The organism is Nonomuraea sp. B1E8 (genome assembly GCF_039871515.1).
Lineage (GTDB): Bacteria > Actinomycetota > Actinomycetes > Streptosporangiales > Streptosporangiaceae > Nonomuraea.
Genome location: NZ_JBDPLS010000004.1, coordinates 313,898 through 337,978 on the forward strand (window position 1 = coordinate 313,898; position 24,081 = coordinate 337,978).

Annotated in this window: 25 protein-coding genes and 1 pseudogene; 11 read left to right on the forward strand and 15 right to left on the reverse strand. The window is 71.8% G+C overall.

Annotation, left to right across the window (positions count from 1 at the left end; genetic code table 11):
* The 3 genes from ABGA98_RS16430 to ABGA98_RS16440 are packed head-to-tail and all read left to right on the forward strand — an operon-like array spanning position 1 to position 3,712.
* Positions 1 to 1,332: a Gfo/Idh/MocA family oxidoreductase gene (locus tag ABGA98_RS16430; RefSeq protein ID WP_347619160.1), complete on the forward strand. Its 1,332-nt coding sequence runs from the start codon at positions 1 to 3 to the stop codon at positions 1,330 to 1,332.
* On the forward strand, positions 1,329 to 2,894 hold the full coding sequence (locus ABGA98_RS16435; protein ID WP_347619161.1) for an alpha-amylase family glycosyl hydrolase: 1,566 nt from the start codon (positions 1,329 to 1,331) through the stop codon (positions 2,892 to 2,894). Before ABGA98_RS16430 ends, ABGA98_RS16435 begins: the two co-directional genes overlap by 4 nt.
* A complete protein-coding gene (locus ABGA98_RS16440) occupies positions 2,891 to 3,712 on the forward strand; it encodes an endonuclease/exonuclease/phosphatase family protein (RefSeq protein ID WP_347619162.1) in 822 nt (273 codons plus the stop codon). Before ABGA98_RS16435 ends, ABGA98_RS16440 begins: the two co-directional genes overlap by 4 nt.
* A 20-nt stretch (positions 3,713 to 3,732) precedes the next feature.
* Here ABGA98_RS16440 and ABGA98_RS16445 read toward each other — a convergent pair whose 3' ends face one another.
* Entirely contained in the window at positions 3,733 to 4,719 is a 987-nt protein-coding gene (locus tag ABGA98_RS16445; protein ID WP_347619163.1) for a WYL domain-containing protein, read from the reverse strand.
* A gap of 63 nt (positions 4,720 to 4,782) precedes the next feature.
* On the opposite strand from ABGA98_RS16445, the gene ABGA98_RS16450 reads away from it, so the two are divergent.
* Entirely contained in the window at positions 4,783 to 5,928 is a 1,146-nt protein-coding gene (locus ABGA98_RS16450) for an epoxide hydrolase family protein (protein WP_347619164.1), read from the forward strand.
* Positions 5,929 to 5,987: 59 nt separating this feature from the next.
* On the opposite strand, the gene ABGA98_RS16455 is transcribed toward ABGA98_RS16450, so the two are convergent.
* From ABGA98_RS16455 to ABGA98_RS16515, 13 genes are all read right to left on the reverse strand, one after another.
* Positions 5,988 to 6,632 (reverse strand): dihydrofolate reductase family protein, encoded by a 645-nt coding sequence (locus ABGA98_RS16455; protein WP_347619165.1) that lies wholly within the window; start codon positions 6,630 to 6,632, stop codon positions 5,988 to 5,990.
* Complete coding sequence (locus ABGA98_RS16460) at positions 6,629 to 7,105, reverse strand: SRPBCC domain-containing protein (protein WP_347619166.1); 477 nt, start codon at positions 7,103 to 7,105, stop codon at positions 6,629 to 6,631. The genes ABGA98_RS16455 and ABGA98_RS16460 overlap by 4 nt, the downstream gene beginning before the upstream one ends.
* Positions 7,102 to 7,440 carry a helix-turn-helix transcriptional regulator gene (locus ABGA98_RS16465; protein ID WP_347619167.1) on the reverse strand — a complete coding sequence of 113 codons (339 nt, stop codon included), beginning with the start codon at positions 7,438 to 7,440 and terminating at the stop codon, positions 7,102 to 7,104. Before ABGA98_RS16465 ends, ABGA98_RS16460 begins: the two co-directional genes overlap by 4 nt.
* 72 nt (positions 7,441 to 7,512) lie before the next feature.
* On the reverse strand, positions 7,513 to 8,253 hold the full coding sequence (locus ABGA98_RS16470) for an ABC transporter permease (RefSeq protein ID WP_347619168.1): 741 nt from the start codon (positions 8,251 to 8,253) through the stop codon (positions 7,513 to 7,515).
* On the reverse strand, positions 8,246 to 9,127 hold the full coding sequence (locus tag ABGA98_RS16475; protein WP_347619169.1) for an ABC transporter ATP-binding protein: 882 nt from the start codon (positions 9,125 to 9,127) through the stop codon (positions 8,246 to 8,248). The genes ABGA98_RS16470 and ABGA98_RS16475 overlap by 8 nt, the downstream gene beginning before the upstream one ends.
* Positions 9,128 to 9,165: 38 nt before the next feature.
* On the reverse strand, positions 9,166 to 9,588 hold the full coding sequence (locus ABGA98_RS16480; protein ID WP_347619170.1) for a DUF6069 family protein: 423 nt from the start codon (positions 9,586 to 9,588) through the stop codon (positions 9,166 to 9,168).
* Between the two features lie 195 nt (positions 9,589 to 9,783).
* Positions 9,784 to 11,166: an amidase gene (locus tag ABGA98_RS16485; protein WP_347619171.1), complete on the reverse strand. Its 1,383-nt coding sequence runs from the start codon at positions 11,164 to 11,166 to the stop codon at positions 9,784 to 9,786.
* 57 nt (positions 11,167 to 11,223) lie between these two features.
* Positions 11,224 to 12,027, reverse strand: a complete 804-nt coding sequence (locus ABGA98_RS16490; protein ID WP_347619172.1) for an amino acid ABC transporter permease — start codon at positions 12,025 to 12,027, stop codon at positions 11,224 to 11,226.
* Positions 12,024 to 12,692 carry an amino acid ABC transporter permease gene (locus ABGA98_RS16495; RefSeq protein ID WP_347619173.1) on the reverse strand — a complete coding sequence of 223 codons (669 nt, stop codon included), beginning with the start codon at positions 12,690 to 12,692 and terminating at the stop codon, positions 12,024 to 12,026. The genes ABGA98_RS16490 and ABGA98_RS16495 overlap by 4 nt, the downstream gene beginning before the upstream one ends.
* Before the next feature lie 4 nt (positions 12,693 to 12,696).
* Positions 12,697 to 13,524 (reverse strand): glutamate ABC transporter substrate-binding protein, encoded by an 828-nt coding sequence (locus ABGA98_RS16500; protein WP_347619174.1) that lies wholly within the window; start codon positions 13,522 to 13,524, stop codon positions 12,697 to 12,699.
* Positions 13,525 to 13,532: 8 nt separating this feature from the next.
* Entirely contained in the window at positions 13,533 to 14,276 is a 744-nt protein-coding gene (locus ABGA98_RS16505) for an amino acid ABC transporter ATP-binding protein (protein ID WP_347619175.1), read from the reverse strand.
* Between the two features lie 88 nt (positions 14,277 to 14,364).
* Positions 14,365 to 15,186 carry a glutamate ABC transporter substrate-binding protein gene (locus tag ABGA98_RS16510; protein ID WP_347619176.1) on the reverse strand — a complete coding sequence of 274 codons (822 nt, stop codon included), beginning with the start codon at positions 15,184 to 15,186 and terminating at the stop codon, positions 14,365 to 14,367.
* Positions 15,183 to 15,869 (reverse strand): response regulator, encoded by a 687-nt coding sequence (locus ABGA98_RS16515; protein ID WP_347619177.1) that lies wholly within the window; start codon positions 15,867 to 15,869, stop codon positions 15,183 to 15,185. Before ABGA98_RS16515 ends, ABGA98_RS16510 begins: the two co-directional genes overlap by 4 nt.
* Positions 15,870 to 16,027: 158 nt before the next feature.
* On the opposite strand from ABGA98_RS16515, the gene ABGA98_RS16520 reads away from it, so the two are divergent.
* The 7 genes and pseudogenes from ABGA98_RS16520 to ABGA98_RS16550 all read left to right on the forward strand — a co-directional run bounded on the left by ABGA98_RS16520 (position 16,028) and on the right by ABGA98_RS16550 (position 23,287).
* Positions 16,028 to 18,856 carry a response regulator gene (locus ABGA98_RS16520; protein ID WP_347619178.1) on the forward strand — a complete coding sequence of 943 codons (2,829 nt, stop codon included), beginning with the start codon at positions 16,028 to 16,030 and terminating at the stop codon, positions 18,854 to 18,856.
* Between the two features lie 272 nt (positions 18,857 to 19,128).
* The gene (locus ABGA98_RS16525) at positions 19,129 to 19,632 is read left to right on the forward strand and encodes a hypothetical protein (protein ID WP_347619179.1); all 504 of its coding nucleotides are present in this window, start codon (positions 19,129 to 19,131) and stop codon (positions 19,630 to 19,632) included.
* Entirely contained in the window at positions 19,632 to 20,510 is an 879-nt protein-coding gene (locus ABGA98_RS16530) for a hypothetical protein (RefSeq protein ID WP_347619180.1), read from the forward strand. Before ABGA98_RS16525 ends, ABGA98_RS16530 begins: the two co-directional genes overlap by 1 nt.
* Before the next feature lie 12 nt (positions 20,511 to 20,522).
* Entirely contained in the window at positions 20,523 to 20,834 is a 312-nt protein-coding gene (locus ABGA98_RS16535; RefSeq protein WP_347619181.1) for a YbaB/EbfC family nucleoid-associated protein, read from the forward strand.
* Positions 20,835 to 20,856: 22 nt separating this feature from the next.
* Positions 20,857 to 21,093: pseudogene (locus tag ABGA98_RS16540) on the forward strand (LuxR C-terminal-related transcriptional regulator); the annotation flags it as partial.
* A gap of 76 nt (positions 21,094 to 21,169) precedes the next feature.
* A complete protein-coding gene (locus ABGA98_RS16545; RefSeq protein ID WP_347619182.1) occupies positions 21,170 to 21,991 on the forward strand; it encodes an aldo/keto reductase in 822 nt (273 codons plus the stop codon).
* A 96-nt stretch (positions 21,992 to 22,087) separates the two neighbouring features.
* Positions 22,088 to 23,287 carry a sigma-70 family RNA polymerase sigma factor gene (locus ABGA98_RS16550; protein WP_347619183.1) on the forward strand — a complete coding sequence of 400 codons (1,200 nt, stop codon included), beginning with the start codon at positions 22,088 to 22,090 and terminating at the stop codon, positions 23,285 to 23,287.
* On the opposite strand, the gene ABGA98_RS16555 is transcribed toward ABGA98_RS16550, so the two are convergent.
* Positions 23,284 to 24,030, reverse strand: coding sequence for a maleylpyruvate isomerase family mycothiol-dependent enzyme (locus ABGA98_RS16555; RefSeq protein WP_347619184.1), 747 nt, complete (start codon positions 24,028 to 24,030; stop codon positions 23,284 to 23,286). The genes ABGA98_RS16550 and ABGA98_RS16555 overlap by 4 nt on opposite strands.
* Between the last annotated feature and the right edge of the window lie 51 nt (positions 24,031 to 24,081).

A 24,081-nucleotide genomic window follows, 5' to 3' on the forward strand; every position in this document is an offset into this window, starting at 1 on the left:
ATGCCGGTTCGGCTGGGCGTCCTCGGCGCCGGGAGCCGCGGGAGGGATTCCTACGGGCGATGGATCATCCGGCATCCCGAGCGGGCGCAGATCGTGGCCGTGGCCGACCCGATCCCGGATCGCCGGGACGGTCTCGCGGCCGCGGCGGGGGTTCCGGACGAGCGCCGCTACCACGACTGGAAGCCGTTGCTGGCCGACGCCGAGCACCTGGACCTGGACGGGGTGATCGTCGCTCTGCCCGACCGCGACCATGTCGCGCCGACGCTGGAGGCGGCCCGCCGCAGCCTGGCCGTGCTCGTGGAGAAGCCCGTCTCGTCGACGCCGGCGGAGCTGGAGCAACTCGCCGACGGCGGCAGCCGCCTGAACGCGCGCATCTCCGTCGGCCACGTCATGCGCTACCAGCCGTTCTGGCAGACCCTGCACCAGCTGGTGGCTGGCGGCGCGATCGGAGACCTGGTCACCATGCGCATCGAGGAGAACATAGGTTTCTGGCACTTCGCGCACTCCTACGTGCGCGGCAACTGGCGAAACTCCTCGACGTCGAGCCCGATGGTGCTCGCCAAGACCTGTCACGACCTCGATGTGATCCGCTGGTTCGCCGGCTCCCCTCCGGTGAGCGTGTCCAGCGTGGGCGAGCTGACCTACTTCCGTCCGGAGAACGCGCCACCCGGCGCTCCTGAGCGATGCCTGGACGGCTGCCCGCACGCGGACGACTGCCCCTTCTACGCCCCCCGCTACTATGTGGACGCGCTGCGCGACGTGCACGGCTCCCCGGTGACGCTGCTGGGCGCCGACACCTCGCCGGAGGGACGGCTGCGAGCCCTCGAACACGGGCCGTACGGCCGATGCGTGTTCGCCGGCGGCAACAACGTCGTCGACCACCAGCAGACCGTGATGTCCTTTCCCAGCGGTCTCACCGCGACGCTGTCGACCTCGGCCTTCACCGGGCAGAACACCCGGACGGTGCGGCTGACGGGGACCGGCGGGGAGATCGCGGGGCATGTTCGGTCGGGGTCGGTGAAGGTCGACCTTTTCTCCCCCACCGCGGTCCTGCCCACGCTGACCCACGCCAGAGACGTCGTACGAGCCAGGCGGGGCCCCCTGCTGCACCAGACGATCGAGCTGCTCGCCGGTCCGGCCGAGGGCGAGACGAAGGATCATCGCGGCCATTCGGGCGGCGACGACGGGCTCATGGACGCCTTCGTCTCCTCGCTGACCGGCGGCGGCGCTCCGGCGACCTCTCTTGAGGCGTCGCTCGACAGCCACCGGATGGCTTTCGCGGCCGAGAGATCGCGAGTGGAAGGCCGCACGGTGCTGTGGGGGGAGACATGAGCTGGTGGCGGGGCGCCGCGATCTACCAGGTGTACCTGCGCAGCTTCGCGGACGGGAACAGCGACGGCGTGGGCGACCTCGCGGGGCTGCGCGCTCGCCTGCCGTACCTGCGCGAGCTCGGGGTGGACGCGCTCTGGCTCACCCCCTGGTACGTGTCGCCGATGGCCGACGCCGGCTACGACGTCGCGGATCACCGCGACATAGACCCCCTCTTCGGGACGCTGGCGGAGGCTGACGCCCTCATATCCGAGGCTCACGGCCACGGGCTGCGGGTGATCGTCGACATCGTCCCGAACCACACCTCCGACCGGCATCCGTGGTTTCGAGCAGCGTTGGCCGGCGGACCCGGGTCGCCGGAACGCGAGCGCTACCACTTTCGCGACGCTCCCAACGACTGGCCGTCGCGCTTCGGCGGACCCGCCTGGACCCGGGTGCCCGACGGCGAGTGGTACCTCCACCTGTTCGACTCCTCCCAGCCCGACCTCAACTGGGAGCACCCCGACGTGCGGGCGGAGTTCGAGTCGATCCTCCGGTTCTGGCTCGACCGCGGCGTGGACGGCTTCCGGATCGACGTGGCCGACCGGCTGGTGAAGGCGGACGGCCTGCCCGACCTCGGTCCCGACCCCGATCCGGTGGACCAGCCGCACGCCGACCGCCCGGGGGTCCATGAGATCTACCGCTCGTGGCGCAAGCTGCTCAACTCCTACCCGGCCGAACGGATGTTCGTCGGCGAGATCTGGGTGAGCGACCCCGCCCGCTTCGCCCGGTACCTACGCCCCGACGAGCTCCACACGGCGTTCAACTTCCCCTTCCTGCGCAGCCCTTGGGAGGCCGGTCGGCTACGCGCCGTCATCGATGCCACGCTCGCCTCGCACGCGCCCGCAGGGGCGCCTCCGACCTGGGTGCTGTCCAACCACGACGTCACCCGGCACGTGACCCGCTACGGCCGGAGCGACACCGGATACACCCAGCGGACCCGCGACGAGTCCGCCGATCTCGCGCTGGGCACCCGGCGGGGCAGGGCCGCCGCGCTGCTCACCATGGCGCTGCCCGGCAGCGTCTACCTCTATCAGGGGGACGAACTCGGCCTGTGGGAGGTCCTCGACATCCCTGCGGAGCTGCGACAGGATCCCGTGACCCGCCGTACGAACGGTGAGGAGCTCGGCCGCGACGGGTGCAGAGTGCCGATTCCCTGGGAGGGGGCGGACCCGCCGTTCGGGTTCGGCCCGGCACGCACATGGCTGCCGCAGCCGCCGGAGTGGCGGGCGCTCACGGTCGCGGCGCAGGAGCGAGACCCGGACTCGATGTTGTCGCTGTACCGGACCGCGCTGCGGATCCGCCGAGACGAGACCGTCCTCGGCGACGGCACGATGACGTGGCTGCCCGCCGGGCCCGACGTGCTCGCCTTCACCCGCGACCCCGGCTTCGCCTGCGTGGTCAACCTGTCGCGGGAGCCGATCGAACTACCCGCGCACACCCGGGTGCTGCTGCTGAGCGGCGACCTGGCCCACGGCCTGCTCCCGCCCGACACGGCGGCCTGGTTACAACAAGGAGAACCATGACACACTCCCGCGTCCGCGCCCTGATCGTCGTGCTCATTGCCGTCCTGCCCCTCGCCGCCACCCCTTCCCACGCCGACAGCGTCCGGCAGTTACGCGTCGCCACGTACAACATTCACCATGGCGTGGGCAACGACGGCAAGCTCAACCTCGAACGGATCGCGCAGGTCATCCAGGACTCCGGCGCCCGGGTGATCGGCCTCCAGGAGGTGGACCGCCACCACAGCGAGCGCTCCGACTTCGTGGACCAGGCGAAGTGGCTGGGCGCCCGGCTCGGCATGCACGCCGTCTTCGGCGCGAACATCGACCGCGATCCCCCCGAGCCCGGCGCGGAAAGGCAGCAGTACGGCACCGCCATCCTGTCCCGTTACAAGATCCGCGAGTGGCGGAACACGCTGCTCCCCCGGCCGGAAGGCGGGGAGCAGCGGGGTCTGCTGGAGGCGCGGATCAAGGTGCGCGGCGTCGACGTCCGCGTCCTCACCACGCACCTCCAGCACAATTCCCAGGTCGAGCGCATCGCCCAGGTGGCCGTCATCCGGGACCTGCTCGCCGAGTCGTCCGACCCCGTCATCTTCACCGGCGACACCAACGCCTCGCCGGACTCCGCCGAGATGGTCACGCTCAAGGAGTCCCTGGCCGACGCCTGGGACACGGCCGGCCACGGCGATGGTCTCACCTACAGCACGGACAATCCGCGCACGCGCATCGACTACGTCATGTCCTCGCCCGACGTCAGGGCGACCTCGGCCACCGTGCTGAACACCGACGCCTCGGATCACTTCCCCGTCGTGGTCGACGTCGAGCTGCCGTCACCTGCCTGATGCCCAGGGGGTGGCGGTATTCAGCGGCGGTGGGATGGCGTCCGCGCGATCTCGCTTGATCTGGCAGCGGTGGCCAGGCGGGTGGAGAGGGCGCGGATGCGGTCGATGAGCTCAGGCGGCTCGTGCACCTCGAAGTCGATGTCCATGAGAGCGACCCAGACGGCGAGTTCGTCGAGGTCGTTCGCGCCGCTGGACAACGTGCAGGACCGCCCGTCGATCGGCTCGATCGTCCCCGTCGTGGGCGGCATGTGCTCGGCGACGACCTCGGCCGGAGCGTGCATCGTGAAGCGGCCCTGGTAGCGATAGGGCGCGCTGGAGATCGACCGGGACACGTAGGTCGCCAGATCGGGGTCGGGTGGGTCCCGGGGGACGAACCGCGGTCCGTTCGGCGTCCGCAGGCTCAGGCGGTCGACCCGGTAGGTGCGCCAGTCGGCCCGGCCGGTGTCCCAGCCGAGCAGGTACCAGTGCCGCCCCGAATGGATGAGCCGGTAGGGCTCGGTGGCGCGGGCGCTCTCCTGCCCCTCACGCGTCCGGTAGTCGAACCGCAGGGTCTCGTGGTCGCGGCAGGCGGCGGCGATCGCGGTCAGGGAGGCCGGGTTCACCGCCGAGCCCGCCCGTCCCATCGGCACGGTCATCGACTGCAGGGCGTGTACGCGGTGCCGGAGCCGGGATGGCAGCACCCGCTCGAGCTTGGCCAGCGCCCGCATGGAGGTCTCCTCGATCCCCGACACCGAGCCGCCGGCCGCGGTCCGCAGTCCCACCGCGACCGCCACCGCCTCGTCGTTGTCCAACAGGAGTGGCGGCAGGTCGGCTCCCGCGCCGAGCCGGTAGCCGGGCGTGCCCACGGCGGCGTGCACGGGATAGCCGAGTTCGCGTAGCCGCCCGACGTCGCGGCGGACGGTCCGCGCGGTCACGCCGAGCCGCTCCGCCAGTTCCGCGCCCGACCACTCCCCGTGCGTCTGCAGGAGTGAGAGGAGTCTGAGCAACCGGGCCGATGTCTCCAACATGCGTTCCAGATTGCCCCATCCCTAGGACTGATCCTGTCCTAACCCGTCTCTAGCGTGTTCCCCATGACGTTCACCACGGAGATCAGCCCGTTCCGCATCGACATCGCACAATCCGAGCTCGACGACCTGCACGACCGGCTGGCGCGCACCCGCTGGCCCGACGAGCTGCCCGGCGTCGGCTGGTCGTACGGAATCCCGGTCTCGTACGTGCGGCGGCTGGCCGAATACTGGCGCAGCGGATATGACTGGCGGAAGCACGAGGCGGCGCTCAACGAATACCCGCAGTTCACCACCGAGATCGACGGCCAGAACATTCACTTCCTGCACGTGCGCTCCCCGGAGCCGGACGCGCTGCCGCTGGTCCTCACCCACGGCTGGCCCGGCTCGATCGTGGAGTTCATGAAGGTCGTCGGCCCGCTCAGCGACCCCCGCGCCCACGGCGGTGAGCCCGCCGACGCCTTCCACGTCGTCGCCCCGTCCATCCCCGGCTTCGGTTTCTCCGGCCCCACCCGCGAGACCGGCTGGGACCTGCGCCGGGTCGCCCGCGCGTGGGCCGAGCTGATGAGCCGCCTCGGCTACGAGCGCTACGGCGCCCAGGGCGGCGACAGCGGCTCGGTCATCTCCCCTGAGCTGGGCCGCGTCGCCCCCGACCGGGTGGCCGGCGTGCACGTCAACGGCGCGCTGGGCTTTCCGGCCTTCGACCCGTCCGAGATGGAGGGCCTCACCGAGACCGAGCAGGCCCGCATGCAGCTCTACGCCGACGACGACCGCTCCGGCTACGCGATCATCCAGGCCACCCGGCCGCAGACCGTCGCCTTCGGCCTGCACGATTCTCCCGCCGCCCAGCTGGCCTGGATCGCGGAGAAGTTCAAGGAGTGGACCGACCCCGCGCACGACCTGCCCGAGGACGCGGTGGACCTTGACCAGATGCTCACCGACGTGACGATCTACTGGCTGACCCGCACCGCAGCCTCGTCCGCCCGGCTCTACAAGGAGGGCTCGGCACAGTGGGGCATGCCGGTCGAGCGCTCGGAGGTCCCGCACGGGGTCGCGGTCTTCCCCGGCGACGCCGGGATCCGGCGTGTCGCCGAACGCGAGCACAACGTGATCCACTGGTCGGAGTTCGGCCGGGGCGGTCACTTCGCCGCCATGGAGGCCCCCGACCTGCTGGTCGACGACGTCCGGGCGTTCTTCCGCAAGGTCCGCTGACGGCTCGGCGTCGCGGAGCCGGCCGACCTCGCGGCGGACCAGGATGGCGGTGGCGTGGCCTACGGCGCGCCTTCCCCGGGGAGGAAGGCGGTGACGCCCTCGTACGCGCCCTGGGACGCCTGGCCTGTCGTGTCGTACTCCAGGAGCAGCAGGCCGTTCGGTGTCGCCTCGTGGCGGACCAGGCGCAGGCCGGACGTGGCGCCCGGGCCGGCGACCAGGCGGCGGCCGGTGCGCAGCAGCGTGGGCGCGACGGCGAGGCGGACCGTGTCGATCAGGCCTGCCGCCAGGAGCGCGTCGGCCAGGCGGGCGCTGCCGTGGATCTGCAGCTCGCGTCCCGGCCGTGCCTTCAGCGCGGCGAGCGCCTGGGCGGGGTCGCCGCCGAGCACGGTCGTGGGGTGCCAGGTTCCCTCGGTGAGGGTGTTCGACACGACGTATTTCGGCAACGCGTTCATGCGTTCGGCGTACGGATCGGCCGGGTCGGTGATCTTCGGCCAGTCGCGCGCGAACGCTTCGTAGGTACGGCGTCCGAACAGCAGGCCGTCGGCGAGGCCGAGCCATTCGGAGGTGCGCCGGACGAAGGTCTCGTCGATGTGGGGCACGAGCCAGCCGCCGCGGGTGAAGGCGTCGCTGGTGTCCTCGTCCGGCGAGCCCGGTGCCTGGCTGACCCCGTCGAGGGTGACGAACTGGAGCAGGACGATCTTCATCGCGGTGCCATGCTCTCGGCGAAGGCGGCCAGCTGGCGCGTGACCGAGCCCCAGCCGTCGGCGAAGCCGAGTTTCTCGTGGTGGGCACGCGATTCCGGGTCGCCGTGCCGGACGACGATCCGGTAGTCGGTGCCGTCGGGGTGGTCGCTCAGCGTGATCGTGGCGGTCATGGCGACGGGGGCGGGGGCGGCGGGGCGCCAGGCGCTGGTGATGGCGTTGGTGAAGACGATCCGTTCGGGTTCGTCCGCGGCGAGGAAGCAGGCGTCCAGGTGGGGGACGAACTCCGGCCCGCCGTCGCTCATCCGCGTCACGAACGCCCCTCCGGGCCGCGGGTCCAGGCGCTCCACCCGGCAGCGGGAGGGTGCGGGGAGCCACCACTGCTCCAGCTTGGACGGGTCGGTCCAGGCGCTCCACACGGTGGCGCGCGGGGCGCGGATGATCCGCTCAATACTGAGGTCGAGGTCGGGGTTCATGGCCTGTTCTCCTGCGGGTCGGTGACGAACTGTTCGAGACGGTCGGTGCGTTCCTGCCAGATCCGGCGCTGCTCGCCGAGCCAGTCGTCGACGAGGGCGAGGCGCTCGCGGTTGAGCACGCAGGTGCGTACCCGGCCGGTCTTGGTCGTGTGGATGAGCCCGTTCGTCTCGAGAGTCCGTACGTGCTTCATGAACGAGGGGAGGGTGATGGGGAAGTCGCGGGCGAGGTCGCCGACGCTCGTGGGACCGCGGCCGAGGCGCTGGACGACGGCGCGCCGGGTCGGGTCGGCGAGGGCGAGTAACACGCCGTCGAGCTGTGCCGAATGCTGTGCCATGAAGCTAAGTATTGCGCGAAGTGATGGTTAGCGCAAGGGCTAAGTGTTCCTGCCGTCCGCGACGGCATGCGGTCAGGTGAAACGCCGGCCCTCGTCGCGGCGGTAGGCCCAGGCGGCGGCGGCCACCATGGCGCCGGTCCAGACGGCCAGCATGACCAGCGGCACCACGCCCGGCTGAGCGCCGGTGATCGCCCACCAGATCAGCTCGGCCGCGCCCCTGGTGGGCACGTACGGCGAGACGGCCTGCACGAACCCCGGCAGGATCTGCGGCGGCAGCAGCAGCCCGCCGAGGATGGCCGTCGGGAAGAACAACAGCTGCGACACCGCCATGGCTGCCTTCGAGGTCAGCAGGAAGCCGACGCACAACCCCATCAGCATGAACGGCACCACGCCCACGACCAGCGCGCCGATCCCCAGCAGCAGCCCGGCCGGCGTGATCGTCGCCTCCGTGAACAGCGCCGCCACCACCAGCACGGGGATCACCGAGAGCAGCATGACGACCAGCGTCGACAGGATCCGCCCGGCGAAACGCGGGAGCGGGCCCGCGGGCAGCGTGCGCAGGTACGGGTTCCACGGCAGGTCGCGGTCCTGGGCGACCGCGCTGCTGAGCCCCATGAGCGCGGCCGACATGGCGCCGAAGAACATCAGCGAGCCCGTCGCCGTCGTCGCGGCCACGGGGTCCCGGCCCGCGAACGGCACCACGAACGCCACCATCGAGACGGCCGGGAAGAACGCGCTGGCCAGGATGGCGATCGGCACCCTGATCTGCTCGATCACGAGGTAGCGGGTGTGCGCGAGGACCAGGCTAGACATGTGCGGGCTCCTTCGAGGTGAGGGTGAGGAAGGCCTCCTCCAGCGTGGCCGGCCTGATCTCCAGGCCGGAGAACGGCACCCCGCTGCGTACCAGCTCCACGACCAGCCGGTCGGGGTCGTTGACGACCAGGTCGAACCGGTCGCCCGAGCGTTCGGCGCCGAGCACGCCCGGCAAGTGCGGCAGGTGCTCGGCGACGAGGGAGACGCGCCGGGTGCCCACCATGCCGCGTACGGCCCGCACGCTGTCGTCGGCCAGGACGCGGCCGTGACCGACCACCAGGACCCGTTCGGCCAGGGCCTCGACCTCCTCCAGGTAGTGGCTGGTGAGCAGCACGGTGCCGCCCTCCTCGTGGAAGGACCTGATGCCCTCCCACAGCGCCCGCCTGGCCTCGACGTCCAGGCCGGTCGTCGGCTCGTCGAGGAACACCAGCCGCGGCCTGCCCGCGAACGCCAGCGCCACCGCCAGCCGCCGCCGCTGCCCGCCGGACAGGCCGCCGACCTGCCGCCTGACCAGGTCGCCGAGGCCGAACCTGGCCAGCAGTTCGCCCGTGCCGACGTTGTCGGGGAAGTGCGCGGAGACGAAGTCGGTGATCTCGCCGACGCGCAGCGACTCGGGCAGCCCCGTCTCCTGGGGGGTCATGCCGATGCCGCGCCGCATGGCCGGGTCCAGCGGCGAGCCGCCGAACAGCTCCACCGTGCCGGACGTGGGCCGGCGCAGCCCTGCGAAGAGGTTGATGAGGGTGGACTTGCCGGCGCCGTTCGGGCCGAGCAGGCCGGCCACTTCGCCCGCTCTGATGTCGAACGAGACGTGGTCGAGTGCGAGCACGTCGCCGTAGCGGCGGGTGACGCCGATCGCCCTGGCGAGGACTGTCATGTCGGGTCTCCTGTGTGGTGGTGCCGGCGGGAGCGCGGTCATCGCCGGGCCAGCCCCGGAACGAGCACGGCGCCGACGATCAGGTGCAGCAGGAGCAGCACCAGCGTAGAGGCGGTGCCGACGGCGCTGCCCAGCGGGCCGAGCAGGGACAGGGCGAGCACGACCAGGGCGACGACCTTCCAGAGCCGGCCGGCCCGGGCGGCGAACCGCTCGAGAACGGCCAGCAGCGCCCAGCCCGCCAGCCCGGCCGCCAGGCTCGCCACCACCACCGCTGCCGGCCCGACCTGCTGGATGCCGCCGCCCATCCGCACGGTCAGCGCGGTTCCGGCCACAGGGACCGCCAGAACCCAGGCGGCCAGCGCGGCCGCGGACGCGCCGAGCGCGGTGAGCAGCCTTCTGACGGAGATGCTCATGGAGGTGGCCGGGGCGGCGTGCACGGGGGCGTTCGAGGAGGTGTCCATGACGGCCAGCCTCTCCCGCCGGCCCGGTCCGCCACATCGGGCGCGCGGTCGCGCCGTGCCCTCCCCCGGAGGGGAGCGGCTCCGCCTTTGGTAGGGGATGGGCGTGCCGCCTGCACCGAAGGTGCGACGGGTGAGGCGTGACGCCGGCCGTTCCGCTGCCGGGCAGAGAACCGGGTCCCCGCCGGGTGTACGCAGTCAGGGGCGGGCGAGGCGGGCGGCCACCTCGAACAGCAGCGACTCCCGTCCAGGGCGGCAGACGAGCTGGACCCCGACCGGCAGGCCGTCCACCGGGCCGTCCACCGGGCCGGCCGGTACGGTCAGCGCGGGCAGGCCGAGCACGTTCCACGGGCTCGTGTACGCCAGCAGGGCGGCCCGGACGGCGACCTTCTCCCCGTCGAGCACGGTCTCGCGCCGGCCGATCAGGGGCGCGGTGATCGGCACGGCCGGCAACACGAGCACGTCATGGCGGTCGAACAGCTCCCCGACCGTCCGGGCCAGCCGCTCGCGGGCGGCCATGGCGCGTACGTACCGCCAGCCGGGCATCTCGGCGGCGGCCCGCAGGCGGTCGAGCACCTCGGAGTCGAACAGCTCGGGCGCCTCGGCGAGGCGGTCGGCGTGCACGGCGGCGGCCTCGCAGCTCTGGATCGTCGTGTACGTCTCCCGCAGCTCGCCGCCGACGCCGGCGGGGAGCCGGACCTCCTCCTCCACCCCCGACGCTGCCCGCACCGCGCGCACGACGCGCGCGTCCCCGGGGAACAGCCCGGCCGGATCGAGCCACGCCACCCGCACCCGGCCGGCGTCCAGCCCTGCGTCCTGCCCGGAGTCCTGCCCGGCGACCTGCCCCGCGTCCTGCCCGGTCAGAGCGTGGTAGGCCAGCAGGCAGTCGCGGGCGTCGCCGGCGAGGACGCCGACGTGGTCGAGCGTGCGCGACAGGGGGAAGACGCCCTCCGCGGGGATGGCGTCGTACGCGGGCTTGAACCCGGCGATCCCGCACAGCGCGGACGGAATGCGGACGGAGCCGCCCGTGTCGGTGCCGAGCGCGAGCGGGACCATGCCCGCCGCCACCGCGGCCCCGCTGCCGCCGCTGGAGCCGCCCGACATGCGGGCGGGATCCCAGGGGTTGCGTGAGGGCCCGGTGGCCGAGCGGTCGCCCGTGGGGCCGTAGGCGAACTCGTGGGTCGTGGTCATGCCGACGATGACGCCACCGGCCCGGCGGAGCCGCGTCACGCAGGCCGCGTCCTGGTCGGGGACGTGCCCCGAGAAGTGCCGCGACCCCATGGTCGTGGGCAGGCCGGCGACCATGATGAGGTCTTTCACGCCGACCGGGATGCCGTGCAGCGGGCCCCGATCGGTGCCTCCGGCCAGCTCGCCGTCGGCCCGCCGGGCGGATTCCAGCGCACCGGCGGCGTCCACGGTGACGAACGCGTTGAGCGCCGGGTCGAGGCCGGCCACGGCGTCGAGCGCCTGCCGGGCCAGCTCGGTCGCGGTGGTGCGTCCCTCACGCAGGTCCTGGCCGAGCGCGGCCACGGTGCGCCCGGCGAACGGTCCGGTCCTGATGGGCTCTGGGGGTGTCGGCATGCATCCCTTTGTACGACATCCCGCCCGCCTCCCGCCGAGCGCCCCCCCGCGCCCGGGTTAGGAACGGCGGGTGGCGCTCAGCCGGTGCGCGAGGCGGTCGAGGCTGAGGTTGATGAGGATGAAGATGGCCGCGATGAGGATCGCCGCCGGGATGACGTTGGAGAAGTTGGCCGCGATCCCGTTCAGACCCCGGTCCACCAGCTCGTCATAGCCGACGATCAGCCCGAGCGCCGAGTCCTTCAGCAGCACCACGAACTGGCTGACCAGGGCCGGCATCATGGCCCGCAGCGCCTGCGGCAGCAGGACGAGCCGCATCACCTGCCCCTTGCGCATGCCCATCGCGTACGCCGCCTCCCGCTGGCCCCGCGGCAGGCTCTGCACCCCGGCCCGGATGATCTCCGCGATCACCGACCCGTTGTAGAGGGTGAGCCCGAAGACGACGGCGCTGAAGGCGGAGATGTTCGTGCCGAGCAGCGCGAACGACCCGAAGAAGGCGAAGAAGATGAGCAGGAGCAGCGGGACGGACCTGAAGAACTCCACCACGGCGGCCGCGGGCACCCGGACCCACCGGTGGTCGGACATCCGGGCGGTGGCGAACACGATCCCGAACAGCCCGGCCAGCACCACTCCGGCCACGGCCGCGGCCAGCGTCCCGGCCAGGCCGGGCAGGATGAACGTGGCCCACACGTCGCCGCGCAGCAGCGGGGTCCACTTGTCGGCGGCCCACTGGTCCTTCTCGTCGAAGCGCACGAAGACGAAGTACGCCAGCGCCAGCAGCACGATCGCCACGCCCGCGGCCAGCGTCCGGTTGCGCCGGATCCCGCGCGGCCCGGGGGGCTCGTAGAGGTTCGCGTACGTCATCGTGCCACCGCCATCCGCCGCGACAACCAGCCGAACGCCAGCCCCATGGGCAGGCACAGCAGCACGAATCCGGCGGCGAAGCCGAAGAAGATCTCGATCACCTGGTCCCCGTACGTCTCGATCATCTCGCGCATCCGCACGGACGCCTCGCTCACGCCCACCACCAGCGCGATCGTGGTGTTCTTGGTCAGCGCGATCATGATGCTGCCCAGCGGCGCCACGACGGAGCGGAACGCCTGCGGCAGCGTGATGAGCCCGAGCGTCTTGATGAAACCGAGCCCCAGCGACCTGGCGGCCTCGGCCTGGCCGACCGGCACCGTGTTGAGCCCGGAGCGCAGGGCCTCGCAGACGAACGCCGAGGTGTAGGCGGTCAGCCCGATGACGGCGAGCCAGAAGTTGTTGGTCGCGATGTCGTCGGACAGCTCCACCCCGAGGTTCGCGCCGACGCCGAGCCCGGTGAAGAGCAGCACGAGGGTGAGCGGCGTGTTGCGGGCCACGGACACGTAGACGCTCGCGGCGCCGCGCAGGGAGGCCAGCGGCGCCACCCGCATGGCCGTCAGCAGGACCCCCAGCACGAGCGAGCCGAGCGCGCTGACGGCCGTCAGCCGTACCGTCATCCAGAACGCGGCGAGGACGGTGTCGCCCTCGATCAGCAGCGCGTCCATGGGATCAGTACCGCTCCAGCTTCGGGGCCTCCGGCAGGGTGAAGCCCGAGGAGCCGACGCTGGCCTGCAGCGCCTTCGTCCAGCTCCCGTCGGAGAACATCTTCTCCAGCGCGTCGTTGACCGCCTTGCGCCCGGCCGTGTCGTCCTTCTTCAGCCCGATGCCGTACTTCTCGGTGCTGAACGGCTTGCCGACCACCTTGAGCTTGCCGCCGTGCTGGGCGGCGTAGCCGGCGAGGATCACGTCGTCGGTGGTGATGGCGTCGAGCTGGCCCCCGAGGACGCGGTCCACGCACGCCGAGTACGTCCGCTCCTCCTGCAGCTGCACCTCCTTGGCGTACTCCGTCTTGACCTTCTGCGCCGGGGTGGAGCCGGCGACGGAGCACAACTTCTTGCCGTTGAGCGCCTCCGGGCCGGTCAGCGCCGCGTCGGCGGCTCGCACCAGCAGGTCCTGCCCGGCCACGAAGTACGGCCCGGCGAAGGACACCTTCTGCTTCCTGGCGTCGGTGATGGAGTACGTGGCCACCACCATGTCCACCTGGCCCTGCTCGATGAACGCCTCCCGGTTGGCGGAGACGGTCTCCTTCCAGGTGATGTCCTTCGCCTCGACCCCGAGCTGCTTGGCGACGTAGGTGGCGACCTCGATGTCGAATCCGGAGAAGTCGCCGTTGGGGGTGCGCAGCCCGAGCCCGGGCTGGTCCGCCTTCACGCCGATGACCAGCTTCTTCTCGTTCTTGGCCTTGTCCACGACGGAGGCGTAGCTCTCCTGGCCGCCGCCGCAGGCGGTGGCCAGCGTGACGACGGCGAAAACGGCATAGAGGGATCTGCCGAACATGACACTCCTTAGTGCGTGAGGATCTTGGCGAGGAAGGACTGGGCGCGCTCGCTGCTCGGGGCGCCGAAGAAACCGTCAGGGGTGTCCTGCTCGACGATCTCGCCGTCGGCCATGAACACCACGCGGTCGGCCGCGCGCCTGGCGAAGCCCATCTCGTGGGTGACGACGACCATGGTCATGCCGTCGCGCGCCAGCGCCGTCATCACCTCGAGCACCTCGTTGACCATCTCGGGGTCGAGCGCGGAGGTGGGCTCGTCGAAGAGGATCACCTTGGGGTCCATGGCCAGCGCCCTGGCGATGGCCACCCGCTGCTGCTGCCCGCCGGAGAGCTGGGCGGGGAACTTGGCCGCCTGGCCGCCGATGCCGACCCGGTCGAGCAGTTCCCGGGCCTTGCGCACGGCCTCGTCCTTGGGCCGCCTGAGCACGTGGACCTGCCCGAGGACGACGTTGTCCAGGACGGTCTTGTGCGCGAACAGGTTGAAGGACTGGAAGACCATGCCCACCTCGGCGCGGAGCCGGGCGAGCTGCCGCCCCTCGGCGGGCAGCGGGGTCCCGTCCACGCTGATCACGCCGGAGTCGATGGTCTCCAGCCGGTTGATCGCGCGGCACAGGGTCGATTTGCCCGCCCCGGACGGGCCGATGATCACTACGACCTCGCCCTGCTTGACGGTCAGGTTCACGTCCTTGAGCACATGGTGCTCGCCGTAGCGCTTGTTGACCTGGTCCAGGACGATCAGGTCCGCCTGGGTCATGCGTCACGCTCCTCGTGTCGGTCAGCGTTGGCGTAACCGTAGGAGGCGCGTGTTCCGCGCACAGGCTTGTGAGCGTTCTGCTCAGCGATCAGCGGGGTTTCGACGATTCCGAAGTGGCGCCGGAGACCCCGATCGTGGACATGAAGGCGCGGTCCCACTGCCCGTCACGCAGCCAGCCCGCGATCAGGCCGTTGAGGTAGTCGCGGAAGACCGTGTCCTGCTTGCGGACCCCCATCCCGTACGGCTCGCGCCCGAACGGCTTGCCCACGAGCCGCAGCGTGTCGGGATGCTGGGCCATCAGCCCGTACAGGATGGTGTCGTCGGTGCTGACCGCGTCGATGCGCCCGGAGATGAGCGCCGGCACGCACACGCTGTAGACGTCGACGACCTCGAGGTCGGCGCCGGGCAGCAGGGTGCGCAGCCGATCGACGGACGTGGAGCCCTTGGCCGTGCAGACCCGCTTGCCGTCGAGGTCGGACACCTCGCGGATGGTGGAGTCGCCGGACCTGACCAGCATGTCCTGCCCGGCGTAGTAGTACGGGTCGGTGAAGGTGACCAGCTCGGCCCGGGCCGGCGTGATCGAGTACGTGGCGATGACGAGGTCCACGACCTCCTGTTTGAGGAAGTTCTCCCGCTCGCGTGACACGGTCTCGACGAAGCGGATGTTGCGTTCGCTGCCGGTGAGGTCCTTGGCCACCAGCCGGGCGATCTCCGCGTCGAAGCCGGTGATCCGCCCGCTGGCCGGGTCCTTGTAGCCGAACAGCGGCTGGTCGAACTTGATGCCCACGGTGAGGACGCCGCGATCCCTGATTCGCTTCATGGTGGAGCCCTCGGGGAACGGGCTCGCCTCGCCGCAACCCGCGGCCAGCAGGCATAACAGCACGGCGAGCAGAGCCCTGAGCGCGGTCACCGTACGCGGTACCGGTGCTGCGGGCGCCCGGTGGGGCCGTATCTCGGCCGCCCCTCCACCAGGCCGCGCTCGGCCAGGTGCTCCAGATAGCGGCGGGCGGTGGCCCGGCTGACGCCGATCAGCTCGCCGAGCTCGTGCGCGGAGGCGTCCTCGTCGACGCCGGCCAGCGCGTCGAGCACCGCCTGCTCGGTGGCGGCGGAGATGCTCTTGGGCCGGGATCCCTGGTCGAGGTGGAGCGAGCGGAAGATCCGGTCGATCTCCTGCTGTTCGGCGAAGCGGCCCCCTGACTCCAGCTGCGCGACCGTCGCCGCGTACCGCAGCAGCGTCTGCTCCAGCGTGCCCGCCCGGGTCGGCTTGACCAGGTAGTACAGGGCGCCGCGCTGGATGGCCGCGCGGACCGTGGCGGACTCCTTGCGGCCGGAGATCACGATGACGTCGGCGGGCGGCTGGTCGGGCCGGCGCAGCCGGTGCGCCACTTCCAGCCCCGGCAGGTCCGGCAGGTGCAGGTCGAGCAGGACCAGCCGGGGCGCGAAGCGGGCGGCGGCGGCGAGCGCCGCGTGCCCGCTGTGGGCGATGCCCACCACCCTGAAGCCCAGGACCCGGTTCACCTGCGCGTGCAGTGCCGCGGTGACGACCGGATCGTCGTCCACGATGAGAACGGTGATGTCCCTGGGCTCAGGCATCGCCACGCTCCTCGTCCAGCTGTTAGGGGGTTCTAGCAGCTTAGGAGGCTTTTATCACAAAAGATCGACTTTTGCTCGTTATGCTCATCACGATCCGCCGTTGACGCCCGTTTCCTCCTAGTCTGTACGCGGACGACAGCGGGAAGGGACGGACGCCGGTGAGATGGCTGCTCGCGGTCACGGCCCTGTGGACGTTACTCGGCCTGCTGCCCCTGGCACTGCTCACCTCCTCCAGCATCTCCCTGTCGGAGCGGGCGGTGCGGGACGAGGTCACCGACCGGGTCAGGACCACCGCCTCGGTGAGCCGGGTCGTGGTGGAGCAGCAGATGGACTCCCTCAAACAGCTCGTCACCGCGTTCGCGCAACGCCCCCAGGTCCGCGAGGCCGTCGGGCGCGTCACCACGACGTCCATGCGCGGCTTCCTCGACCAGCTCGAACGGCAGCGCGACGGCGTCAGCGGCCTCATCCTGATCACGCCCGACGGCGACATGATGGGCGCCGAACCGCCGAGCGGCCTGCCCCAGGACATCGGCAACACCGACTGGTACCGCGCCGTGCGCGACCGGCGGCAGGCCCACGTCTCGCAGGCGTACACGCCGACGATGGTCGGCGTGTCCAGGGCCGTCGCCGTGGCCGCGCCCATCCCGAGCGCCGACGGCGAGCGCATGCTCGGCATCCTCACGGTCGTCTACAGCCTGGACGCCATCCAGAAGTTCGCCGAGCAGGCCGCGAACGCGCAGGGCATCAGGCTGCTGATCACCGACCAGGCCGGCGTGCTCGTCGCCGACCCCGGCAGGAAGCTCTACGCCCTCACCTCCCTGCGCGAGGACCCGCGGGTCGACGCGGCGCTCGCCGGGCGCACCTGGAACGGCACGTTCCGCGGCATCGACGGCACAGTGTTGTCGGCGTCCGAGCCGATCCCCGGCATCGGCTGGACGGTCACCGCCGAGGTGCCGGCCGCCGCGGCGCTGGCCTCCGCCGAACAGCTCAGGTCCAACGTGCTCGCCGTCGCGGCCCTGCTGGCGCTGCTCATCCTCATCGGCCTCGGCCTGCAGATCCGCAGCGAGCACGGCCGCCGCCGGGCGCAGGCCACGCTGGCCAGGTACGCGGCCGAGCTGGCCGCCGCCAGGGACGACGCGGTCAACGCCTCCAGCGCGAAGTCCGAGTTCCTCGCCAAGATCAGCCACGAGATCCGCACCCCGATCAACGGCGTGCTCGGCATGAACTCCCTGCTCATGGGCACCCGGCTGGACGACGAGCAGCGCCACTACACCACCACGGCCCAGGGCGCGGCCCGGAACGTGCTGCGCCTGCTCGACGACTTCCTCGACCTGTCCAGGATCGAGGCGGGCCACCTGCAGGTCGAGGCGGCGCCGTTCGACCTCCCGCGGCTCTGCGACGAGGTGGTCGCGCCCTTCGCGCCGCACGCCTACGAGCAGGGGCTCTGGCTCACGCTCCGGCTCGACGAGGGCGTGCCGCGGCAGGTGGCCGGCGACCCCGCCCGGCTGCGCCAGGTGCTCACGAACCTGGTCGGCAACGCGCTCAAGTTCACCGTCCAGGGCGGGGTCGACCTGCACGTGACGCTGGACGAGGGCAGCCCCGGCGACGAACGGGCGGTGCTGCGGTTCGCGGTCGCCGACACCGGGATCGGCGTCGGCCCCGACGACCGTGACCGGGTCTTCGGCGTCTTCCGCCAGGTCGACTCGCCGATCACCCGCAGGACCGGCGGCAGCGGCCTGGGCCTGGCCATCAGCAGGCAGCTCATCGAGCTCATGGGCGGGCGGATCGGGCTGGACAGCGTGGAGGGCGTGGGCAGCCGGTTCTGGGCGACCCTGCCGGTCGACGTCCTGACCTGGTCGGAGCCGAAGCCCGAGGCGCTGGAGGGGCGGCGCGCGCTCGTCGCCGACCCGCGTCCCCAGGACCGCACCCTGGCAGGGAGGTCCCTGACGGAGGCGGGGCTCGCCGTCGAGGAGACCAAGGACGAGGCGTCCGCGCTGACGCTGCTACGGGCCGCCGCCGAGAGCGGGCGGCCGTACGAGCTGGCGGTCGTCGCCCTGGACCTCGGCGAGACGGAGTCGCTCGCGCACGTGATCCTCACCGACCCGCTGCTCCAGGCCACCAGCGTCGTCGTGGTCGTGACGCCGGGCCGCTCGGGGTTCGCCTGGCCGGGCGCCTCGGGGGAGCGCGCCGTGCAGTCGATCACCCGGCCGCTCAGCCGCCGCCGGCTGCTCGCCGCCGTGGAGAACGCCCTGGGCACCGCCGACGCCCCCGGCGATCCCGGTGAGGGCGCGCAGGCCGAGGGGAAGGACGGCGGCACGCGCATCCTGGTGGCCGAGGACGACGAGGTGAGCCGCCAGGTGGCGATGCTCATCCTGGAGCAGGCCGGGCACGAGGTCGAGACCGTGGACGACGGCGAGCAGGCCGTGCGGGCCGTGCTGGCCGGCGGCTACGACCTCGTGTTCATGGACTGCCAGCTGCCCGTGCTCGACGGGCTGGCCGCGACCGCGGAGATCCGCGGCCGGGAGGAGGGGCACACCCCGATCATCGCGATGACCGCGGCGGCCATGCCGGACGACCGGATCCGGTGCCTGGAGGCGGGCATGGACGACCACCTGGCCAAGCCGGTCGACTGGCCCAGGGTGCTGGCCAGGATCCCGGAGTGGGCGGCGTACTCGAGCCTGCCGCCGGAACTGGCGGGTCTGTCGCCGGAGGCGGTCGCCGACGTGGCGCAGGCATACCTCGCCACCGCGACGAGAACGTTCGACGAACTGCGGCGGGCGGGGGAGGCCGGCGACGCGGAGGAGACGGGCGCGCTCGCCCACCGGCTCAAGAGCGCCTGCGCGACCGTCGGCGCCGTCCGCGAGGCGGCGCTGTGCCAGCGCGTCGAGGACGCGGCCCGTACGGGGACCGTCGAGGGAGAGGCGATCGATGAGCTGGGCGAACTGCTCGCGGAACCTCCCTCGTGGATGAACGCCCTTTTAACATGAATTAGCGTTATATTCCTGGAGATTAGCCCTGTGCGAGGTTCGTCGCCGTCACTGTCTTCCTGTCGTCGCGTGATCGCCTACTGGTGAAGGAGGGGTCGATGGCGGATCCGTCCAGTGAGTCCGGCCCGGCAACCACCCCCGGCCCCACAGCCTCGCCCACCGGGCCACCCAGCCCGCCGGGATCCCCGACGCCGTCGGAAACGCCCACGCCTTCCGAGACGCCGACTCCTTCCGAGACGCCGACTCCTTCCGAGACGCCGACTCCTTCCGAGATGCCGACGCCGTCGGAAACCCCCACTCCTTCGGGCACCCCGAGCGGCACGCCGTCCCCGCCGGAGAGCGCGACGAGCGACCCCGCCCTGCCGCCGGAGCGCGCGCCCGCCGGACAGGCCCCGCAGTCCCCGGCCGAGTGCTCCCGCGACCAGGTCCAGATCGACTGGCGGTCGATCCGCGAACTCGCCTGGCTCTTCGACAAGACCGGCGACGAGGTGGTGGCGTTACAGCGCGGGGCCACGGCGCTGGCCGGCACGTCCGGCCTGGTCGGCGGTGACGACCAGGGCCGCACGTTCGCCGAGTGGTACGCCGACGGCTACGACTCCCTGACCGACGCCATGCGCCGCATCGCGGACAAGAGCTTCGTCTCGGCGGCCGGCCTGCGCGACTTCGAAGAGCTGTGGGACTACCTGGAACAGCAGATCATCCGGTCGCTTCCAGAGATCCCCGACCTCGCTCAGCCGCCGATCCCGCAGGCGCCACCGCCCAGGGACGGCGCCTGATGCTCGACCCCTTCCAGGCGCTCGCCTGGTTCGCCGAAGTGCACGTGCCCGAGGCCGACACGTCCAACCTGAGGGCACGCGCCAAGGCCCTGCGCGACCTGGCCGGCTCGATCGGCAGGGTCGCCGCCCGCACCGAGATGGCCGTCGCCGCGGCCCGCAGCCAGAACGACAGCCGGGCCGTGGACCGGTTCGCGGACGTGTGGCCATTGGAGCTCGCCCCCCGCTACAGGGCCCTGCAGGAGGAACTGCACGAGCTGGCCGACGGCTGCGACGAGTACGCCGACGCGGTCGACAGCCACCGGGAACAACTCTGGATCATCGGCACCCAGCTGGCCGCCCTCGCCTTCACCATGATGTTCGGCTTCATCTATCCGGCGGCCAGGTTCGCGGCGCAACGCGCGTTCAACATGCTGGTCGCCAGGGCCAAGCTGGAGCGCACCCTGTTCCAGAAGATCGTCAAGATGATCCTGGAACAGCGGATGGGCAAGCGCCGCGTCGGCACCTACATGGTGCGCGAAGGGCTCGACGCGCTGGCCGACTCCGCCACGTGGGCCGTGCTCAAGACCGGCGTGCACGCCGCCAGCTCCGCCGCCACCGGCCAGCCGATGGGCAACCTCTTCGAGTACGCGGGCAAGCACTTCGTCGCCGAGTTGGCCTACAACGGCGGCATCAAGGCCCTGAGCGACGTGCGCAGGTTCTTCCCCGCCACGAGGGTCACGGAGACGCTGCTGGGCACCGGCTCGGCAGGCCGGTTCTTCCGCCGCACCCTCTCGGCGTCCACCATCTACCCCCTCGTCATCAGCGGGGAGCTGAGCGCGGCGGGATCCCTGCGCTCGGCGATGGCGCACGCGCCGAGAGCGTTCATCTTCAAACGCTGACCGAGGAGCGAGTTGATCACACCACCGCCCACCGGCGACCCCGAGCTCGACCGCGTCCTCGCCGAGATGGCCGCCCAGACGGCCGGGTTCGAGGAGGTAACCCGCCGGCTGCAGGAGACCAGGGGACGCGGCGAGAGCGCGGGCGGGCAGGTCGCCCTCGAGGTCACGCCCGCCGGGTCGCTGGCCGCGCTGCACATCGACCCCCGCGCCATGCGGCTGGGCTCGAAGGCGCTGAGCGAGGCCATCGTGGAGGCGTACCGGCTGGCTGAGGAGGACGTGACGGGCCAGTCGTTCGACATCGCCAAGACCGTCACCGACCCCTGACGGACGCGCTCAGGAGCAGTCGCAGCAGGTCGCCCGCACCACCCACGCCGACCCGCTGAGCAGGCTGAGCCCGCGTGAGGGCGAGGTGCTGCGGCACCTGGCGCAGGGCTTCGTCAACGCCGCCATCGCCGAGCGCCTGCACGTCTCGCTCAGCACCGTGGAGAAGCACGTCAACGCCATCATGGACAAGCTCGACCTGCCCCGCGACCCCGGCTACAGCCGTCGGGTGCTGGCCGTCCTGCGCTACATCGAGGGCTGACCCTGCCCAGAGCGACGCGGGGGACGAATGCGACAAAAGTGGTTGTTTTGGGTGGGCATCGGGCAAGGATGTGGCCATGACCATCATGCTTTGCGACGGCCGCCCGATGCCGCGTCTCGGTCTGGGCACGTGGCCCATGAACGACGACGGAGCGCACCAGGCCGTGAGACACGCCATATCGCTCGGCTACCGGCTGATCGACACCGCCGCCAGCTACGGCAACGAGACCGGCGTGGGAGCCGCCGTGGCCGAGGCGAGCGTGGCCCGCGACGACCTGTTCATCACCACGAAGCTGCGCGGATCCCACCACGGCTACGACGCCGCCATGCAGGGCTTCGAGGAGAGCCGGGCCAGGCTCGGCCTCGACTACGTCGACCTGTACCTGATCCACTGGCCGCTGCCGGGTCGCGACCTCTACGTCGACACCTGGCGCGCCTTCGTCGAGTTGCGCGAGCGGGGCCTGGCCCGCTCCATCGGCGTCTCCAACTTCACCCCCGCGCAGATCGAGCGGCTGGCCGAGGCGACCGGCGTCCTGCCGGCCGTCAACCAGGTCGAGCTCCACCCCGGCCTGGCGCAGCGTGAATTGCGCGCCTGGCACGCCGAGCACGACATCGTCACCCAGTCGTGGAGCCCGCTCGGCAGCGGCTCCAAGCTGCTCGACGAACCCGTCGTCACCGACCTCGCCATCACCCATGCGCGCACCCCCGCGCAGGTCGTGCTCCGCTGGCACCTGCAGCTCGGCGCCGTGCCGATCCCCAAGTCGGCCCACCCCGAGCGCATGCGGCAGAACCTGGAGGTGTTCGACTTCAGCCTGTCGGACGCGGAGATGGCGAGGATGGCCGAGCTCGACGGCGGTGGACGGCTCGGCGGCGATCCCGAAACCCACGTCGAACTCTGACCTGATGTCGCGGACGGCGGACCCCCGATCGTCTGTCCCATGACGAACGAAGGGAAATGGGACGATGGACACCGGGGAACACGAGAAGGAGCGGTCATGACGGACGTCTCCCACGCCGCACTGGCCCGCGTGGTGCGCGAGCACGCCGGCCGGCTGGCCGCCTCGCTGGTGACGCTGCTGGGCGACTTCTCCGCCGCCGAGGACCTGGTGCAGGACGCGGTGGAGAAGGCCCTGGTGCGCTGGCCGGAGGACGGCGTGCCGGAGCGGCCCGAGGCGTGGTTGTACACCGTGGCCCGGCGGCGCGGCCTCGACCTGCTGCGCCGCGAGAGCAACCACCGCGACAAGCTGGCCCGGCTGTGCGTGCCGGAGCCTGGCGAACCCGACGGCCGGCTCCGGCTGATCTTCACCTGCTGCCATCCCGCGCTGCCGCGGCAGGCGCAGGTCGCGCTCACGCTGCGGGTGGTGTGCGGGCTGACGACCGCGCAGATCGCCGCCGCGTTCCTGACCCGGGAGAGCACGGTGGCCCAGCGCATCACCCGCGCCAAGAGGAAGATCGCGGAGGCGGGCATCCCGTACCGCGTGCCGGCGGCGGGGGAGCGGCCGGAGCGGCTGCGCGAGGTGCTCACCGTCATCTACCTGCTGTTCAACGAGGGCTACCTGTCCAGCACGCTGGAGCGGGCCCAGGCGCGTGACCTGGTCGACGACGCCGAGTGGCTGGCCTCGCTGCTGGCCGGGCTGATGCCGGACGAGCCCGAGGCGGCCGGGCTGCTGGCCCTCATCCGGCTGCACCGGGCCCGCGGCGCCGCCAGGTTCGGCGCCGACGGCCGGCTCGTGCTGCTGGCCGACCAGGACCGCTCCCTGTGGGACCACGCCGCCATCGAGGACACGATCCGGCTCCTGACCCGGACGGCACGCGCACATCGGCGTCCCGGGCCGTACCAGCTGCAGGCGGCCATCGCGGCCTGCCACGCCGAGGCCGCGTCATGGGCGGGCACCGACTGGCGGCAGATCGTCATGCTCTACGACATGCTGCTCTGCCTCGCCCCGTCGCCCGTGGCCCGGCTCAACCGCGCCATCGCCCTGCGGTACGTGGACGGCCCGGAGGCGGCGTTCACCGAGCTCAAAGACCTCGGCGAGGCGCTGGGCCGCTACCCGCTCCTCCACGCCACCCGCGCCGAGCTGCTGCGCGATCTCGGCCGCAGGGAGGAGGCCCGGCGGGCCGACGAGCGCGCCCTCGCACTGACCGCCAACCCCGCCCAGCAGGCGCTGCTGGAGGAGCGGATCGCCTGGGGTTAGAACGCGGTGTGCGCCAGCCAGTGGTCGAGCAGCGCGCGGTCGCCCGTGACGTCGCGCGGGGGCACGCGCCGGGTGAACACCAGCATGAGCTCCGTCACCGAGCCCGACACCACGACGTCGCCGTCGCCGCCCCCGCGATCGCAACGGATTCCGTCCGGCGTCCTGGTGATCATCCAGCCCTGCCCCGAGTCCGGCCGCAGCACGATCGTCTCGCCCCGGCCCCGCAGCTCGGCCAGCTCCGGCCTGAACTCCGCCGCGGCCGGCACCGCCAGCAGCCCCATCCCCTCGGAGATCACGTCGGCCGCCAGGTCGCCGGCGACGTCGAACGAGGCGCCGGTCGTGGCCGCCGCGTCATAGTGGTGGATGACGGTGTCGCCCAGCATCCTGCGCAACCAGAACACCGGCGGCGTCGGACCCGTCAGCGACCAGACCCGGGCGCCGGCGGGCGCCTCCTGGACCGCGCCGATCACCTCCTCCGCGCCGTCCCGCAGCCACCGCGCCCACGCGTCCAGAGGACCGGGATCGTCCGTGGCGGGATCGGCGATGGGCACGGGCGCGGCCTCGCGCACCAGCTCGGCCGCCCACCGGTGCGCGTGCCCGACGTGCCCGGCCAGGTCGCGCAGCCGCCACTCCGGGCACGTCGGCACCCGGGCGTCCGGGTCACCGCCGGTGACCGCGCGGGCGAACCTCGCCGTCTGCTCCCGCAACCCCTCCGCGAGCCGGGCGGTGTCCAGTGTCGTCATGGCGAAAAATCCTCTCAACGGGTACGCCGGTACCGTAGAAACTCCAGTCCG